Here is a 17,225-nt window from a genome sequence, read left to right as displayed (position 1 = left end):
CCTTCCGTTAAATTCTATTCTTTGATTATGTCACTGCATCCCCTGTACGACAATGCCAAAAAACGAAGCTGTCCGAAAGCAGCCATTCACGGCTTTAGGGGCAGCTCCTTCGTATGATCCCATTAACGATGTTCGACCTGTGGATCGGCTCTTATTGACATGGTACGGGATGCCGTACTAGTTAGATCGGACCAGATGCCAGTACCACGGCATCATCAAAAGCGACGCCTGCCGAAGTGGTCCGAAATCCTATTTTTCCTGCAGTCAATTCCGTCTCGGGGTTGGTCCATTCCACTTTTAATTCTCCATCCACATAACCTTTTATTGTGTTCCCATCAATGAAAGCCTTCATCGTATACCACTGGTTCGCCTGAGCTGTAAACGGGGTACTGGATACAAGAGTCATGACGTTGTCCACGGATTTGTACAACTCCAGCTTTTGGGCTGCGGAATGGATTCGGAACATATAGAAATTACCCGCATCCTGTACCCTAAAGAGAATGCCTGCGTTGGCATTGGTGATGGGCATTTTCGCTTTGGCTTCATACGTATAATCCGTCCACGAATCGCCGGCAGCAATGACTGCAGCAGCAGCTTGATTCTGAATCAAGGCTTTTGTGCCGTCAGTTGTTACATCCCAGGAACCTGAAACAGACGTCCATCCTCCGGCATTTCCATCTTCGAAATCGTCGCTGAATCGGATGACCGTAGGATCCGGATTCACGGGAGGTTCATTCACGTCCATGACATGGATCGTAAAGGTCTTCTCAACATACAGTCCGCCTGAGTCTGTACTCCTCACCCGGATGCTGTAGCTATCCTTGGTTTCGTAATCAGGCGTTACGGCTAGAAACAACTTATTGTCCGAAATGGTGAAGCTGTCGTTGTCCACATCCCCTGCCCCTGCTATCAGCATATAAGCAAATGTTTCTTCCGCATCAGGGTCGCTGGTGGAAAAGCTTCCGACCATGCCTCCCGCCGTCGTGTTTTCAATAACACTGTTGTGTGAAAGGGCAATCTCCTCAGGCGCTTTATTGAGGAGACTAACCACGACATCGTCAAAATGGACGCCCGCCGAGGTGGTCCGGAATCCGATCCCCCCAGCCGTCAATTCGGTTACAGGATTGGTCCATTCCATCTTTAATTCTCCATCCACGTAACAGGAAATCGTGTTCCCTTGCATAACCGCCTTAACCTTATACCACTGTTTCTCAATGGCCGTGAACGGCGTACTGTTTACTAGCGTCAGCTGTCCATTTACGGATTTGAACAACTCCAGCTGTTGATTCGATGAATGAATGCGATACATATAATAATTGTTTGCATCCTGCACCCTGAAGACCATGCCCGCGTTGGCATTGGTGATGGGCATTCTTAATCTGGCTTCATAAACGTAATCCGTCCATGAACCCCCGCTATTAGCGGTAATTAGGGAGGTGGTTGTCTGATTCCCGCTGGACAGCACGTGATTCGTGCCGACTGTCGGGACGGTCCAGCCGCCGGACATCGACGTCCACCCCGCCGTATTTCCGTCTTCGAAATTGTCGCTGAATAGCGGCGGCTTGGAATTGGCAAAAACGATACCATATACATTGTTATTAACGGTAACATTCAAGTCGTCCAGGTTTGTTGCAAGCTTGCCTCCAACATAAACATCCGTGAACGTGACGCCGTTAACCCTTCCGCCTTTCGTGGCATTCCCGGAAATTCTGGATTTCTGGGTGCCGGTCTCGCGAACATGGATGTTCTTGACTACAACATTGCTTACATCGCCGGAAGTGCTGGTGGACACTCCAAGCCAATAGTTCCCGAATTGATTGATGCCGACGCGTTCGATGTCGATATTTTCAAACGTAATATTTTGGGCGTAACCTTCCTCCGGGAGGGTATTCAGTTGGTATCCATGATCAATAAGCAATGCTCGGGCGCTTTGATACACATACGAATTTCGGACGGTTACGCCGATTTGCGGCTGGGCTACACCCATGCCAATCTTGAAAACCGCGCATCTTGTCCATGCAAAAGCGTCATCAAAGACCACATTCTCCAAATGTTCAAGCTCGCCCGGCCAGTCTTTGGACATCCCCGTCTGCAGCCAGGTTTTAGTGGAATACGTGTCATCATCCGAGATGGCAATCGAATGTTGAACAAGCACGTTCTGACTCTCATTGATATCGATAACGTCATTCTCGATTTTGTATAAATCCTGGAATCCCTTAAGATTGTTTATGGTCACATTGTCGGAACGTACCACCATAAACGACCAAAAACCGCCATCCCGCAATATTAGACCGTCAAAAGTAAAATTGGATGTTGCGATCGGAACGAGCAGGTTATTGAGGAACCCTTCATTCTTATTCGGCGCCGGCATCTTTCGCTCTCGCATCGCAATGCCTTTTCCATCAATGGTTCCCCGTCCCCGTATCGTAATATTGGTGGAATCTACGGCAGTACGAATAAAATACGTTCCATCCGCGTTTCGTGAATCCTTGCGAAAATCAATCACGTAGTCTTCCCCCTTGCCCGTGCCGACAATGACGGCGCCGCCGGCCAGGTAAAAGGTTACGTTGCTTTTTAATGTCAGGTTCCCGCTCTTATAAACACCGGCCGGAATGAATACAACGCCGCCGCCGGCTTGATGGGCGTCATCGATCGCCTGCTGAATCGCACCCGATGCCAGCGTTGTACCCGTGTTATCCGCGTGGTATGGCGACTGCGTCACATTATAAATCCCGGCACCTGTGGACGGGGGAATATCCGTCTCCAAGGGATCTGCTGCGATAACAATCTTCTTCCTCTGGTCATTGATTTTCACGATGACATAGGTAGAGGATGAAAGATAGAACGTTAGCTTGTTCCCGTTGACCGTGCCTTCGATATTTTTAGCCTGAGGACTGATGGAGTATGATGTAATCGGCACATTGTTGGTAACTTCGATACGGACCGTGCCGGAAAAGGAAAATTGAGCATAATCATAATCAGCCAGATAACTGATTACAGGAATCGCTTCGTTATTCGCTTTCAACGAAAACACGCTGGATGCGGTATAGATGGATGGCATCGGGTAATTTTGTATCGTGGCCGGAGCAGCGGCGGTCTGTGCCAAAGATGCCGGATCAGCGGCATCCGTCATATCCATTGAAGAAATTGAATAGCTATCGATTTCTACAGCGTCCGCAGTTCGGGGTGAGAATCCTGTGATCATTACGACAAGCACGACCAACAAACTAACTGCTTTTCTTGTAATGGTAAGCATAAATACCTCCTCAAGATTATTCATCTGCCACACGATAATAAGGCACCGCAGCTTCTGTTCTCCCGGTTGTATTCTTGCTTGGTTTTTTGTGAAGGCGCCAACATTTTATCGGAAGCAAGCAGCCCGCTTTCTGACGTTCACTCCCCCCTCCATCCAAACTTTTCACTGTCACGATGGATTATAATCCCTGCCCATAAAAAAAGGAGTGGGGCAAGCCCACTCTCCAGGGATACATTTTAACTGTTCTCCATCGCTACCGATTCACCGGCAGCCAAAGCGTTGCGGGAATGAAGATCTACGCAGGCGCTATGATTGCTACCAAGGCTACTTTTCCGATAAATCGTCGTAAGAAAGGACTCTCGAAGTCATGTGCTCAAAAGTTCTCTCCTCCAAAATTTCATGGCCCATGCGATGCAGAAGCGATATTGCGGCGCGAAAAGGTCCTGAGCCGGTGCTGATACGCTGAATCCCTAGCGCTTCAAGTTCATTTGCAGAAGGCATTCCCGGCCCGGCCAATACATTTATCGGACAGCTTACTTCATGGCGCAGTGTTTGGATGTCGGAGATTTCCTGGATTCCGGGGACAAAAATACAATCTGCGCCGGCTTCCTGGTAGGCATAGGCCCGCTTGATCGTCTCTTCAAGCCTCCCTGCAGACGGCATAGACTTGATCCAGTAAGCATCGATCCGGGCATTGATAAAGAGAGGATACCCCATGGCATTCCCCAGCCCTCGGATCACGGCTAATTTGTTTTGCTGGAGCAAAATATCATGCAGCGGCGCTTGTCGATCCATGCTGCTGTCTTCAATGTTAATCCCCGTCGCGCCTGCCTTGATCACCTGCTTAACCGATTCTGCGACTTCATCAGGCGTCTGTCCATACCCGTCTTCCATATCCACGGTAACCGGAATATCCACCGTTTGCACGATCCTGCGGACCGTATTCAGCATCCTGTCGAAGGGCATATTCCGATCCGCGTACCCATGGGAGACCGCTATGCCGGCACTTGTCGTGCCAATGGCCTTGAAGCCGCACTTCTCGAAAGTTTTCGCGCTTGCAGCATCCCATGCATTGGGCAAAATAAAGAAATTAGAGTGAAGCTTTTTAAAGGCGGTAAGCTTTTCAAGCTGTTTTGTCATCTCCATACCATACCTCTCCCCATCTATTATCGACTGGCGTACTTTTGTATATAGTATAAACCGAGTTCTATTCGATACTCATCGAAATATGGAATGCACTTTGAGTTCCAGAAGGATATGGAAAAGTCTGACTAGAATATTAATCAGAACCTATAAGAAATTGGAGTGAATACGTTGGGAGAAGGTGGACCATGAATGACAAAATAAATGAATTTATGATTTGGGCTGAAGACAACGGTTGGACGATAACCACAAATCAGGATCATCAGTTACATTTAGCTGGCAGCTTGTTATCAAGATATAAGGAAATCCCTAATGATTATTTGGAATTTTTAAGTGTTGTAAAACGATGCATCACACCTGATGAGAAGACCTGGTTTCTTTGCGAGGATGAATACAATAATCGCTCCGATACTGATTTTAAATGGAATGAATTTGAAATGCTCAGTTTGGAAGAAAATATTAATAATCTAGCAGACGGCCATGATCGTTCCATTGACCGTACATTTTGTTTTCTCTTGTGTTGGATATGAATTTGTCTAATCTGCTCTTGAATAATTCCGGCTGATTCTTATAGCTTTGTATTGTATCAATCCGAACTCTTTTATAAAGATCCGGAAATGCCACGAAATTCTCAAATACTAGTTTTTCCTCCTTTAGCCTTTGTTCTATGACCCCCTCTATTCTGAAAGAACCGGGATCCATGTCAGGAAGAACTCTTCTGCCTTCGTCACTCATGAAGCCCAACTTTTCGAGGCGGCGGACACGTTCTTTATTCAATTCGGTCCAGGAGCTTTTTTTGCTTCTAGGAGACAGTCTCTGGGCCAGCTCGGTTTCGGACATTTTCTTTTTAATGCCGTCAATCCATCCAAAGCATAAAGCTTCCTCAACGACGTCCAAATATAACAACATATCAGGGGTTGGCGTCATACTAACCAATACCCAGCAAGACTTCTCGGTCTTGCCATGGTTCTGCAGCCAAATCCTTAAATCCTCTCTCGATTCTGCTGGAATGACATGCTCAATTTTCATAGCTAAAACCCATCCTCCTCCTTCCTAATGAGAATATCAAAACATGGCCTTTCATTGGAAGGCCATGTTTTAAAATGCGTTACTGTTTGTTTGAAATGACTTTATCAAGGAAGCGATCTGCGTCACGATTAAATTTCCAGGCAACTCCGAATTTATCAACCAGCATTCCAAAGCACGAAGACCAAGGAGTATTGGATAATGGCATCACAATATGGCCGCCAACAGACAATTGGTTAAAGTATTCTTCCAATGCTTGTTGATCCTCCATGACTAGACTAATAAGTATGTTGTTTCCTTTCACCAACTCACCCGTTACCTGCTTCATGGAAGGCAAAATATCCGACATCATGATTTTTCCGCCTGCAAATTCAACCGAGGACTCCATGATCATATTAAGCTCATTGTCTGGCAATGGATAGTTTGGATCCTGCGGAAAATCCTTGAATTTCACTTTTTTTACCTCATTCGCCTGTAATGCCTCCGAATAAAATTCAATCGCTTCTTCGGCGATTCCATCAAAGTTCAAATATGCAATAGCTGACATAAAGTTGTACCTCCTTCTTTTGATAAATGAAGTATAATTTATCAGTGGTGACAAACGCATGTCACCATTTAAAATTTTATACCAAACGAGGGACGGCTATGGAGAAGGTTGAGAGATTAATATCTATAATCATGATTTTGCTGAAAAAAGATATTGTTTCAACAAAAGAATTCGCACAATTATTTAACGTTTCCAAAAGAACGATTCTTCGCGATATGGAAACACTGAGCTTATCCAACATTCCCATCTATTCTGTTCATGGAATTCATGGCGGATACGGTATTATGGACGAATACAAGGTGGATAAGCGACTTTTAAACAGCTCCGACTTAGAAAATATATTGACTGCGCTCGGCGGATTGGAACAAATTCTAATTAGCGAGGAAGTTGAAATCACGATTAAAAAAATGGAGGCCATGGTTCACCCCATGTCACTGAAAGGTTCGGTCCGTCTATCATTTTATGATTGGGAGGGTCGGTCCGAAATTCTTCAAACCTTGAAGACATGCCAAGAATCGATCATAGGGAAAAAGTTGATTTCATTTGATTATATAGATAAAAATGGCATGATAACGAATCGAATCGTCGAGCCGTATCAGCTTCACTTTAGCGAAACGAGTTGGTATTTGAAGGGATTCTGTTTACATCGCCAGAGCTATAGAACATTTAAATTATCCAGGATCGATAATCTCAATATGAATGAAGAAGCCTTTAACCCGAGAGATTATGCATTAGAACAAGACGCTGCCAGTTATCAGCCGCAACTAGTCGCCATTAAAGCATTGATTGCGCCCGGCATAAAAGATCAGTTTATTGAAAGGTACGGTCGAAAGAGTATTGAAAGCCACAGTTCTGAGTATTACCTGGCTACCATCCAAATTCCTCAGAACCCTATTGGATTTCAATTTTTAGCAAGTTTCGGTACAAATCTAGAAATCGTAGAACCGAAATCATACGTGGAGGAGTTTCGCAATTATTTGCTTAAAATGGTCGATAAATATTCTTGAAAAGGTCCTTTCAAATGAACATGTCGGCAATTTCTAACGGATAGATGCATCTTGCTGCCAACATAAAAACACCTTCAAGACCGTCTCCATCTCTTACGACATGGCTTCGTTCTCCTGAAGGTGCTCTTCTTTACCGATTCGTCATTTCTCCATCCCGGTACCGGCGCCCTTCAAGCCCAGCCGGGAGTTGAAGAGTTGCTCGATCCGAGTGCACGTATCCGCGGGGGTTTCCATGCCGGCCCACAGCAGATTCAGTTCATCCAGCAGCGTCAATATCTCAGATTGGTTCATGTTGAGGATATGCAGCGGGTAAGCATGCGGCAGCACCTCGAGATAACGGTTATAGTGCTGCGGATGAATGTCCGGATTCAGCAGGCTGTCATCCTCGGCTACAGACCGCAACACCGGAATGGTGCATCCGTACTGTTTTAGCAGTTTCTGTGCTTCCTCGCCCGTCATAAAATCCACGAGTTTTTCGGCGATGTTCCGATGACTGCTCGCTGCGTTGATCGACAGACCCCCGCCTAGCAGTATAGTGGCGGGCTTGGTCCCTTTCGGCAAGGTCATCACATCCCAGTCGATGGAATGGTCGCGGAATTCATTCATGAAATAATAAGTGGACATGATCATCGCAACCCGTTCCTTCATAAACAGGCTTTCGGCTAAATGGCTGCTGCCATGGGAAAAGATCGGCGACACATGTTCCTTGTACATTAGCGATACGCAAAACTCCAGCGCTTCGATGTTCCGTTCGTCCGCCATCGTGCTCCGGCTGCGGTCCGCAGCCATGATGCTGCCGTCATTTTGAAGCAGAAAGACCGGCCAGCGGTTGGGGGACGAAGAGAAGCAGAAGCCGTAATGATCGGTCATTCCGTCTTCGTTCGGGGCCGAAGTGCTGGCTTTGGCCGCCTCCAGCAACTGCTGCCAGTCGCCAAGACTGACGGGGTGAGACAGGCCGTGCTGACGGAAGATCGATCGGTTATAACAGATGACTACCGGCGAGAACACAAACGGCGCCGCGAGCATGCCGCCTTCATGATTGAACAGCTCGAAGACCCGCGGATAGCTGACCCCTTCCTCCATCAGACGGGGAGGAACATACCCTGTCAGCAGATTCGTGCGCCCGCTTTCGGTCCATTCCCGGAAATGCTGATCCGACATAATAAACAGATCAGGCCCTTGACCGTCCTCAATGGACCGGATGATGGTTTCGGTGTAGAAATCCTCGGAATACAGCACCATCTCCACCTGAACGAACGGGTGCTTCCGCTCGAACGCCTCGATCATTTTTTCGATAATCGGAATCTCATAGGAAGAAGAGAACCAGGCGAGTCTCAGCACGACAGGCGTTCTGTCCTCATCCGGCACCTTCACCCGGTTGCCCTTGCCCGCGATTTTCTCGATCAATCCTTCGTTCACCAGCTCATCCAGCGCCTTGCGGATTGATACCCGGCTCATTTCATATTTCTGGCTAAGCGTGTTTTCCGGCAAAATAAATTCACCCGGCTGAAGAACACCGGCAACGATTTCATTCCTCAATTCCTGGACAAAGCGTTCATAACGCTCATGAAATTCATTTCTTCTACGCAACAATATATACCGCTCCTATACATGTCTATAAAAATCAGTATATCATGAGGGACATCAGGATTCCATGCACTCCGGATAAAGAACGCGTATATATTTTACTCGGCAAGCTGTTTTTCAAGAAAAGCATAGGCACGCTGCCGGATATCCGGCGGAAAATCGTGCCCTTCATGACCGGTCCAGCACTCGAAAGAAGATGAAGCGCCCAGAAAATCATACAAACCATCCAGCTCCCCCAGTCCCGTGACAATCTCTCTCCAGTTCGGAAAAATCGGGTCTCGCGTTCCGGACCACATCAACATCGGCACCGGAGCTGCAAGCGCCGCGATTTCATGCCACTCAAACGGAAGGGAGCCGCTCCTCAGGGTGTCCGTAATGGATGGGATATGGGAAAACCATTCCCGAAGGCCCCAGCGGTTCGGCTCCGGATCGCCGAGGAACATCGTAAATCCGCAGCTCGAGACGACGGCCTTGATGCGTTTATCCATTCCCGCCAGAAACCAGCCGTTATAGCCGCCAAGCGAGTGGCCGATGACGCCGATCCGGCGTGGATTTACCTGTGGCAGCGAGGACAGCACGTCGACCCCCGCCATATGATCGGAGAGCATTTTACCGACTGCGGTCCAGGCCGGGTGCCGTTGATAGAATGGAGCCGTTTGAAACGGCGCTTCCCCTTCATAGATTCGGTCACCGAACGTGATGGAATCCGGAGCCAGCACGGCAAAGCCGCGCTGTACCAGCTCTAGACCATACTGCCGGTTCGCCCGTCCGGAAGCCAGACATACATCGTCTTTTCCACTCTCGGTTGTCGGGTGAAGGGCAAGTACAGCGGGGAATCCTCCTGCAGCAGGCGTTCCTGAAGGGAGCAACAGATAAGCCGGGATCGAATCCCCGTCCGGTGATTCGTACATAATCGACTGTCTAGTGTGATCTTCTTCCTCATGCACGGAAAGCACCCGGAAGCCCCCGCTGTCTGCGACGGCTCTCGGCTTATAATCAACCGGCTCCGGGGGCTCCCCCAGCAGCTGCAGCCAGCGTGCTTTCAGCCTGGACTCCTTCTCCATCCAGGCCTCAAGAGTATGGATTCCCTCTAACAGCGGCACAATTTCCCCATTAAAGCGAGTCATATGAGCAATCACCCTCCTCTTCCATCCGATACCGCCACAGCTCAGCACCGGAACCGAAATACACGTCTCCATTCAGGCAGGCGATTCCGCTGGTCGCTTCGACCGGAAGCACTTCCAGCAGCTCCGGCTGCATACTTACTGTATTTACGGTGAACAACGCCCCGCTCAGCAGACCCAGAAGGAATGGATGCCCCTTGCGCTCGATCATGAGCAGTCCCTGCCGGACAATACCGCCCCAGGACGAAAGATCGCGGCAATTAATGATCTTTTGCAGTCCTGCATCGTAAACGAAAAACACCGATTCCGAGGTCATGCCATAGAGAAGACCGTTTCCGCCAGAAATCAGCTGAGCGATTTCCGTGGCTCCCGGAACCGGCACCCAGCGCCGAATCACTTGTCGGGCAGGCCAATTCAACTCATACATCGCCGCTTCCTCGGCCGTGCTGATCCCGCCGCCGGGCGTCTCGATGCTGGTGCCGCCGAATACCCTGCCATCCGGCAGCACGGCAAGCGAAATCGTACTCTGCCCGCTGACGATTTCCCGGTTCTCCAGCATCTCCACCTGACCAGCCAGCACATCCACGATGCCGAGCCCTCCGCCGGCCGCACCATAACCGGGAAAGCCGCCGTACAACACATGGCGGCCGTCCGGATGCGCGACTGCGCATCTCGGCCTGTGGATGGCGGCATTTTCATAGATCAGCCGGGGATTCCGATGAGGTCCTTGTTCCGTACACCATTCTTTCGTCGTATCCATTAGGTGGACCAGGCCGCCGGCATAAGCCGCACCCACGATGATGCTGCCTTGAGCCGCATAAGCGGCAATATTGCCGCCGCCTCCCCGCTCCACGATATCGCCGCCCCAATCGGTCAGACGCTCGGCTGCGGTATCGTACGTGAACAGATGAAGCGGGTGATTGGAAGTGCCGTATAGAATGCCGTCCGGACCTTCGAACAGCGGAGAGAGTGATGTTCCTCCTCCCTTATAGGCAAGCGGAAGCTTGCTCAGGCTTCCGTCCGCTTCCCTGATTTCGATCTGCCTGTCGGACAGCTGCCATTTCAGCAGCACTCGACCGGCGTCAAGGTCCCGGTGCAGCTTGTTGTATCCTGCCCCCTTATACAGGGACGGGTTAACCTCCTCTGCCGCCACCTGCTCTGCCCCCTGCTCGCCCAGCAGGTACCATATGCCGGCTCCGTTCTCCCCGGATGGCAGCCAGCCGTAAACGGCGCCGTCGCAGCCTTGGTGAACGGCACCGCTGCCCGTCGTATCCGGCGGCCCCTCCAGTACGGTCTCCAACACTCCGGATTCCTTATGAAAGCAGGCGATGGCCGGCGACGTCGTTCCCAGTCCGGCATAGACCTTCCCCCCGCTTCCGCAGGCGAGCGTCATGGCATACTTCCTCTCGGCATCCAGCCTGCATAAGGTACGCGAGGAATTTGACGAAGCATCGAACTCAATCAGATAGCTTCCCGGATAAGTTGTTGCGTAGACCCGACCATCTCCATTCACGGCAAATGCAAAGCCGGCTCCCTCTTCCCCTTCAGGTACCCGGTGCTGCCCCACAAAAGCCGGGGTGAACGGATCGATAACGTAAAAATAACGGCCTGCTCCTGTATAGAACCATCCTTGGGAATCACTGATCGACGCAAACGGGTACTGGCCCTCGCCCCCTGGAAAATAAAGCTGGGTGCTGTTTCCTGTTCCGAGATCCGCGATCAGCACATATCCCCGGGCTGCGATTACGATGCGCTCGGTCCCGTCGGCTCTCCGGCACACCGCCGCGGATCTGCTCTCGTCGACATCAACGGGTACGCCGATCCGCTCAAAAGCCCCCATCGTCCCCGTTGCCTTGCTGACGTTCACTTCTTCCGTATTATTCATGGCTTTTCGCATAATAGGCGCCCACCTTGGCAACCGCCTGAATGATATGCTCAATATCCTCGGGCGAGTAGAATTCGTTCATCGGAATCTGCACCGCCGTGTCTAATATCGCCTCCGCGACAGGACAACGGCCTTGCTCATAAGAGACGCTGCTGCCGTCAAACGGAAAATGGCTCCCCGGATAAGCCTGCCGGTTCTGGAACAGCGGCTGCAAATAGCATACCTGCGGGATATAGCCGGCACGGTTGGGGATCCCCTCAGCCTCCAGCGCCCTGCAAAACTCTTCGCGGCTGCACGTCAGCCTGCCCAGATCAAGGCGCAGCATGTAGAACCAGTATGTACAGTCATGCTCCGGGTCGACCTGCGGCGGAATGACGCCCTGGATTCCCTGCAATCCTTCATTGAGCCGGTCGCCGTATTGCTGACGCCGCCCGCAAATCCAGGGCAGCTTCTTGAGCTGGGCGATACCGACGGCTCCCTGCAGCTCGGTCATCCGGTAATTCGGCGCAATATAGCTGGTTCCCCGGTCAACCGTGGTGCCGAGTCGGCGGTAGTTTTTGTCCGCGAAGGCGTGAGCGGTTTCGTAATCCTCGCGCACTCCCGAATTGATCAGCACCATGCCCCCGTCCCCGGTGGAGATATGCTTGAAATCGTTCGTGCTGAAACAGCCATAATCGCCAATGGTGCCGGCCAGCCTCCCCTTATACCGGGTCAGAAAAGCCTGTGCGCAATCCTCAATGACCTTGATGCCATGCTTTTTCGCGATCTCCATGATCGGGTCCATATCGCACGGATATCCCGCCAGATGGACGACAAGGATCGCTTTCGTTCTTGGCGTAATGCAGGCTTCGATCGAGGCCGGATCCAGATTGTAAGTGTAAGGCTCCAAATCGGCAAACACGGGAATCGCATTCTGGTACAGAATGCCAATCAGCGTTCCCTGGTCCGTAATCGGGCTTGTAATGACCTCGTCCCCTACGGAAACCCCAGCCGCACCCAGCGCCACATGAATCGCCGCGGTGCCGGAGGATGTCGCTACACTGTATTCCCGGCCGTACATCGCATTGAAATCGGTCAAAAACTGTTTAACCTTGGTGCCGAAATGATAAAACAACGTGTTCTGCTCCAGCGCTTCGAGCAGATGCGCGGCCTCCTCTTCCCCGAATCTTTTGCCTGTGCCAAAAGGACCGGTCTTGACCGGCTCTCCCCCATGAATCGCTAACGCTTCCACTGTCTGATTCCTCCTCATTGCCGTTATTCGGCTGCTGCTTTCATCATGCTCGCAACTTCAGCACACGGCCGCCCAAAGCGAATGTCCGTCTGCGAAGCTGACGGGTCCGCCTCCGCAGCCAACGGCTGGCGCACGACCGCTCCCTGCGGAAGATTCTTGGTGATGAGGGTGCCGTCTGCGCCTACCCGGAGCACCGCAGCTCGTCTGGCCTGCTCCCAGCGGGTGATCTCCTCGCTCGTCCAGAACGCATAACCGAGCCGCTTCGCGGTTTCGACCGCTAGCGAAAACGCATGCCGGACGTTCCCTAGATGATGGATGTGCTGCTGGTGAAACAGAAAATGGGCGACGCCGCGGACTTCCGCCACCTTTTCGAGAAACGGGGCAATCACCGACGCATCCGAAAGCGTGGGATGCTCCAGGTCCTGGGTCAGAAAGCCGATCTGCAGCACCCGGTATAGCCGGTTGCGGTCATCCGAACGAGCGATCGGGTAATACGGATGGCTGGTACCGAACGGAAAGCCGACATTTCCTTTTTTGCTCGGCCCTCTAGTTTGATCCGCTTCGATGCCGTTCTGCTCGCACCATTCATAGAGCTCTCCCCAGCCCTCAAAGCGGGTATAGTGGTTCTTGTTCGAAATGATCGGCGCGCCGCTGGTGCTCCGGATTACGTTCAGTTGACGGGCAAATTCCTCGGCGCTCCATATCCCCTTCTCCTGCTCCAAAGCATTGTAGTGAAATGCCAGCTCATGCCCGGCAGCCTGAATTTCTTTGTAGAGCGACGGGGAATAACCCGGTTCGATCATGCACCAGGTCGAGCGGACGCCGTTATCCTGAAGCACGCTCAGGGTCGTTTGGGCCGCCTCCTCTATGTTGAAGTCGCTGTCGTGCGAGATCATGGCCACCTGATTGACGCCTTCCGGCCAATAGTCCAGAAACGGAAGCGTCATTCCCAGCGCATCTGCTTCCTCCATCAGCTGACGGACAATCACCTCGCGCCACCAGTCTGCATGCGGCGTATCAAAGTATGGCATCCCGGTCTCCGTCACCGAGCGGTCCTCATCCCAGTCCATCTCACACCGGTCATCGGCCTTCAAAATGCCTTCGTCCACCCCTCCCGTACCGTCCGGTGCGGGGATGCCGTCCTGGACGACAGGCCCGCCGCCCTGCTGAAGCATAACGATATTCGCGGGGATGTCCACATTCCAGCGGATCAGCCGGCCTGCACCTAGCGGAAACTCCAGAACGGCTGCGGCTGCCTCGGCACCAGCTTTACGGAGCCGGCGCAGAACGCCATCCGCTTGAACCGGGATGTCGGATTTCTCTGACACCATCCACGGATCGCTGCTTACCGCCCTTAAAACCGGTATGCCTTGCGCATAGCTTAGCCCTGACAGGTCCCCATACACCGCATCCCGGATGGCAAACCGGGTACAGCCCAGCCGGCCGGCCATGCGGTTCAATCCGCCGTAACTGATGAGCGTCGCTCCTCGGCGGGCCCACTGCTCCAGACAATTCAGGTCCTCTTCCTTCTCTCCCGGATGCAGTACGACGATGATATCGGGTTCATATGACTCAAGGGTTTCGGCGTCATCAAACCTTGCATAAGGAATGCCAGCATGACCAAGCACCTCCTCCACATATAGCTGAAACAGGTCCTGACCGTGCCCCCAGAAGTATTCCGCCGACTGCCTGTTAAACCACAGACCGATTTTTGCTGTCTTTTTCATGATACAGGTCTCCCTCCTCCACAGCTCGCATTCCCATAGGCGCTAGTTACTCCAAAGCAGAACAGGGGCAAAAGATTTGCCCCGCTGTCCTAAGGATCATGTTTAAAGCGTCATTTCCAAAGTCTCACTTAAACAGTGCCTTCGGATCCTTCTCTTTGATATTCGCGTTGTATTCCTGGATGATCTGGGCACCGCCTTTGTCCAGATACTCCTGTACCAGTTTATCCCAATCCGAAACCGGACGGGTGCCCGCAATCATTTTTACCTGCTCATCCATGACATACTTTCTCAGCTCGGCGCCCTTCGAGTTGTCGGTCGGCGACTCCAGTCCATTGATCGGGTTTGCATATAGCTTGATTTCCTTATACATGGATTCGATCTCCTCAACCAGATCGGCCAGCTGCTTGGTCTGATACGTAATGGAGTAATCATTATCGAAATCCTGCGGCGCCCACGAAGTGTTATCAACAAAATAAGTGGAAGGCGCAAGTCCGTCGGATGCGAAATTCTCCTTGTTGACCTGCACGCCGTCCTGCATGTCATAACCCACACCGACTTTGCCCGACCACCAATCAAAATCGGCGTTTGTATCATTCCGCTGATCCTGAGGATAGAACTGGCGGCCGAAATCAATCATTTCGAAAATCTTCTTCAGCTTTTCCGGCTCATCGGCAAGTTTGGCGCTCAGCACGGTAATTCCGTTGTAGCCCGCCCCGGACGTAAGCCCTTTGTTGCCGTAATTGTCCTCGAAAGGACCAAGACTGATAAACTGGGCATCCGGATGTATACTGAGCAGGCCGTTCATGTAATCCTGCGACATGCCGCGCGGCGTTCCAATAAAGATGCCTGCTTTGCCGGAATAGAACTCCTTGTTGGTGTCTCCCCAGTTCAGGATGGCGTAGTCCTTCGTCATCGCTCCCTGCTTATAAAGCTCAGACAGCATCGTAATGAACTCCCGGCGGCCTTCACCGATAATGCCCGGGATGTAGTTGCCCTGCGCATCTTGGTGGTACCAGGCATCCGGGTCCCAATACGGTCCCTGGTTGAAGTTCGGGTTAATGTCCTGACCAATGGCGATTCCGTAGGTGTCCTTCTTGCTGTTGCCGTCCGGATCTCCGTTCGTGAATGCCAGCGCTACCTCTTTCAGCTCCTCGTAATTTGTCGGCGGTTTCAGGCCAAGCTTATCGAGCCAGTCCTTGCGGAGCACCGTGACGACCTGATATTTCGGAGAATACTGCGGGATGGCATAAATCTTGCCGTTCACCCGCATGGCATCCCAGATAAAATCAGGCACCACTTTAAGCGACGGATACTCCTGGATATAAGGCTCGATGTCCAGGAAAGCCCCTTGCTTCGCAAATTTATTGTAACGGTTCTTGATGTCAGCCGACATAAGTCCGATCATATCGGGAATTTTACCTGAGGCGAACACGGCGTTGATCTTCTCATCAAAGGCGGTATTCGGCACAAAAACCGGCTTGTAGTCGACTTTAAATTTCTCGTTGATCATATCAAGTCCCGGACTTGAAGTCGGTGGCGGATCACCATAGCGAAAATCAATCGTAGAGATTTCATACGTCTGCTCTGTCTGTGCCGGTTTTTCCTCCCCCCGAGTGGTCGTTCCAGGTTTCTCCTCCGCCTTCGGCTGGCCGCCGCATGCTGCCACGCTGATGGAGAGCAAGGCCGCCATCACTGCGGTAAGTCTGCGTTTCTTTAACATGAGCTTTCCCCCATTCTTATCAATGTTGGAGTGTGACCTCCGTTTATGATTCATTCGAACAGCTCCGTTATTCGGCCGTTCGAAGTCATCAACCTTTGACGGCGCCCAGCATGACGCCTTTCGCGAAGTGCTTTTGCAAGAACGGATACACGATCAGAATCGGCAGCGTCGCCATGAGAATCGCGGCCATCTGGATCGTTTCCGGGGGCGGAGGATTATCCATGAACATGTTATCTCCTCCGAGCGTGCCCGTCGTTTCCCCCACCACCACAATCTGTCTCAGCACGACCTGTATCGTCCATTTGGCCGGATCATTGATGTACAGAATCGGCGCAAAATAGTTGTTCCAGTGCGTGACCGCATAAAACAGGCTGAATGCCGCCAGCGCAGGCTTCGAGAGCGGCAGGATGATGCGCCCGAAAATCTGCAGGTCATTCGCGCCGTCCACGATGCCCGCCTCGATCATATCGCTTGGGATGTTCATGAAGAATTGGCGGATGACAATCAGGTTGAAAGGCGCGATGGCCACCGGCAAAATAAGCGACCAGATAGAATCAAGCAGCCCCGTTTCCTGGACGACCAGATAGGTCGGAATCATGCCGGCCGAGAACAATAGCGCAAATACGACCATAAACATGACGGTACGCTGGCCGACGATCGGTCTTGACAAGGCGTATGCCATCGTCGCCGTAAAAAACAGATTGACGATGGTACCGAGCACGGTAACCAGCGACGTGTTCAGCAGCGCCTGCCGGAACGTCCTGGAGGCCCAGATATATTCATAGGCGTCGGTCGTCCATTTGGACGGCCAGAGCAGCAGTTTGCTGCCCAGAAAATCCTCGAACGAGGAAAATGAAACCGAGAACAAATATAAAAACGGAAACAGCATGACTGCGGATATGACAAGCAGCAGACTGATATTCACGCCGCTGAACAAGCGTTCCGCGATGGATTTTTGCTTCATATGTCGTT

The 17,225-nt window shown here is 51.5% G+C and carries 13 protein-coding genes; 2 read left to right on the top strand and 11 right to left on the bottom strand.

The genetic code is table 11. From position 1 onward, the window contains the following. Positions 1-181 precede the first annotated feature (181 nt). Together AC3RCL_RS14255 and AC3RCL_RS14250 are read right to left on the bottom strand one after the other, a co-directional pair. Positions 182-3,256, bottom strand: coding sequence for a 3-keto-alpha-glucoside-1,2-lyase-like domain-containing protein (locus AC3RCL_RS14255; RefSeq protein ID WP_492535910.1), 3,075 nt, complete (start codon positions 3,254-3,256; stop codon positions 182-184). A gap of 324 nt (positions 3,257-3,580) precedes the next feature. After that, positions 3,581-4,402: an isocitrate lyase/PEP mutase family protein gene (locus AC3RCL_RS14250; RefSeq protein WP_492535908.1), complete on the bottom strand. Its 822-nt coding sequence runs from the start codon at positions 4,400-4,402 to the stop codon at positions 3,581-3,583. A gap of 185 nt (positions 4,403-4,587) precedes the next feature. Here AC3RCL_RS14250 and AC3RCL_RS14245 point away from each other — a divergent pair, with 185 nt between their 5' ends. Further along, complete coding sequence (locus AC3RCL_RS14245; RefSeq protein WP_486047429.1) at positions 4,588-4,929, top strand: hypothetical protein; 342 nt, start codon at positions 4,588-4,590, stop codon at positions 4,927-4,929. Here AC3RCL_RS14245 and AC3RCL_RS14240 read toward each other — a convergent pair. Together AC3RCL_RS14240 and AC3RCL_RS14235 are read right to left on the bottom strand one after the other, a co-directional pair. After that, the gene (locus AC3RCL_RS14240; protein WP_277746027.1) at positions 4,859-5,428 is read right to left on the bottom strand and encodes a YdeI/OmpD-associated family protein; all 570 of its coding nucleotides are present in this window, start codon (positions 5,426-5,428) and stop codon (positions 4,859-4,861) included. The genes AC3RCL_RS14245 and AC3RCL_RS14240 overlap by 71 nt on opposite strands. A 79-nt stretch (positions 5,429-5,507) precedes the next feature. After that, positions 5,508-5,972 (bottom strand): VOC family protein, encoded by a 465-nt coding sequence (locus AC3RCL_RS14235; RefSeq protein WP_492535905.1) that lies wholly within the window; start codon positions 5,970-5,972, stop codon positions 5,508-5,510. A gap of 98 nt (positions 5,973-6,070) precedes the next feature. Here AC3RCL_RS14235 and AC3RCL_RS14230 point away from each other — a divergent pair, with 98 nt between their 5' ends. Next, entirely contained in the window at positions 6,071-6,979 is a 909-nt protein-coding gene (locus AC3RCL_RS14230; protein WP_192571697.1) for a helix-turn-helix transcriptional regulator, read from the top strand. 141 nt (positions 6,980-7,120) lie between these two features. On the opposite strand, the gene AC3RCL_RS14225 is transcribed toward AC3RCL_RS14230, so the two are convergent. The 7 genes from AC3RCL_RS14225 to AC3RCL_RS14195 form a co-directional block, all read right to left on the bottom strand. Beyond that, entirely contained in the window at positions 7,121-8,572 is a 1,452-nt protein-coding gene (locus AC3RCL_RS14225; RefSeq protein ID WP_192571696.1) for an extracellular solute-binding protein, read from the bottom strand. Positions 8,573-8,664: 92 nt separating this feature from the next. Further along, complete coding sequence (locus tag AC3RCL_RS14220) at positions 8,665-9,693, bottom strand: alpha/beta hydrolase family protein (RefSeq protein ID WP_492535903.1); 1,029 nt, start codon at positions 9,691-9,693, stop codon at positions 8,665-8,667. Continuing rightward, positions 9,680-11,587, bottom strand: a complete 1,908-nt coding sequence (locus AC3RCL_RS14215; RefSeq protein WP_492535901.1) for an NHL repeat-containing protein — start codon at positions 11,585-11,587, stop codon at positions 9,680-9,682. The genes AC3RCL_RS14220 and AC3RCL_RS14215 overlap by 14 nt, the downstream gene beginning before the upstream one ends. Then, positions 11,568-12,806 (bottom strand): DegT/DnrJ/EryC1/StrS family aminotransferase, encoded by a 1,239-nt coding sequence (locus AC3RCL_RS14210; protein WP_492535899.1) that lies wholly within the window; start codon positions 12,804-12,806, stop codon positions 11,568-11,570. The genes AC3RCL_RS14215 and AC3RCL_RS14210 overlap by 20 nt, the downstream gene beginning before the upstream one ends. A gap of 23 nt (positions 12,807-12,829) precedes the next feature. Then, on the bottom strand, positions 12,830-14,533 hold the full coding sequence (locus AC3RCL_RS14205) for a polysaccharide deacetylase family protein (RefSeq protein ID WP_492535897.1): 1,704 nt from the start codon (positions 14,531-14,533) through the stop codon (positions 12,830-12,832). A 124-nt stretch (positions 14,534-14,657) separates the two neighbouring features. Next, entirely contained in the window at positions 14,658-16,253 is a 1,596-nt protein-coding gene (locus AC3RCL_RS14200; RefSeq protein WP_213578817.1) for an extracellular solute-binding protein, read from the bottom strand. 88 nt (positions 16,254-16,341) lie between these two features. Then, positions 16,342-17,217: a carbohydrate ABC transporter permease gene (locus AC3RCL_RS14195; RefSeq protein WP_015735651.1), complete on the bottom strand. Its 876-nt coding sequence runs from the start codon at positions 17,215-17,217 to the stop codon at positions 16,342-16,344. Positions 17,218-17,225: the final 8 nt, after the last annotated feature.

This window comes from Paenibacillus sp. MT86, from assembly GCF_058792535.1.
The sequence above is the reverse complement of the archived record's forward strand: the minus strand, read 5'-3'. Positions and strand labels throughout refer to the sequence as shown.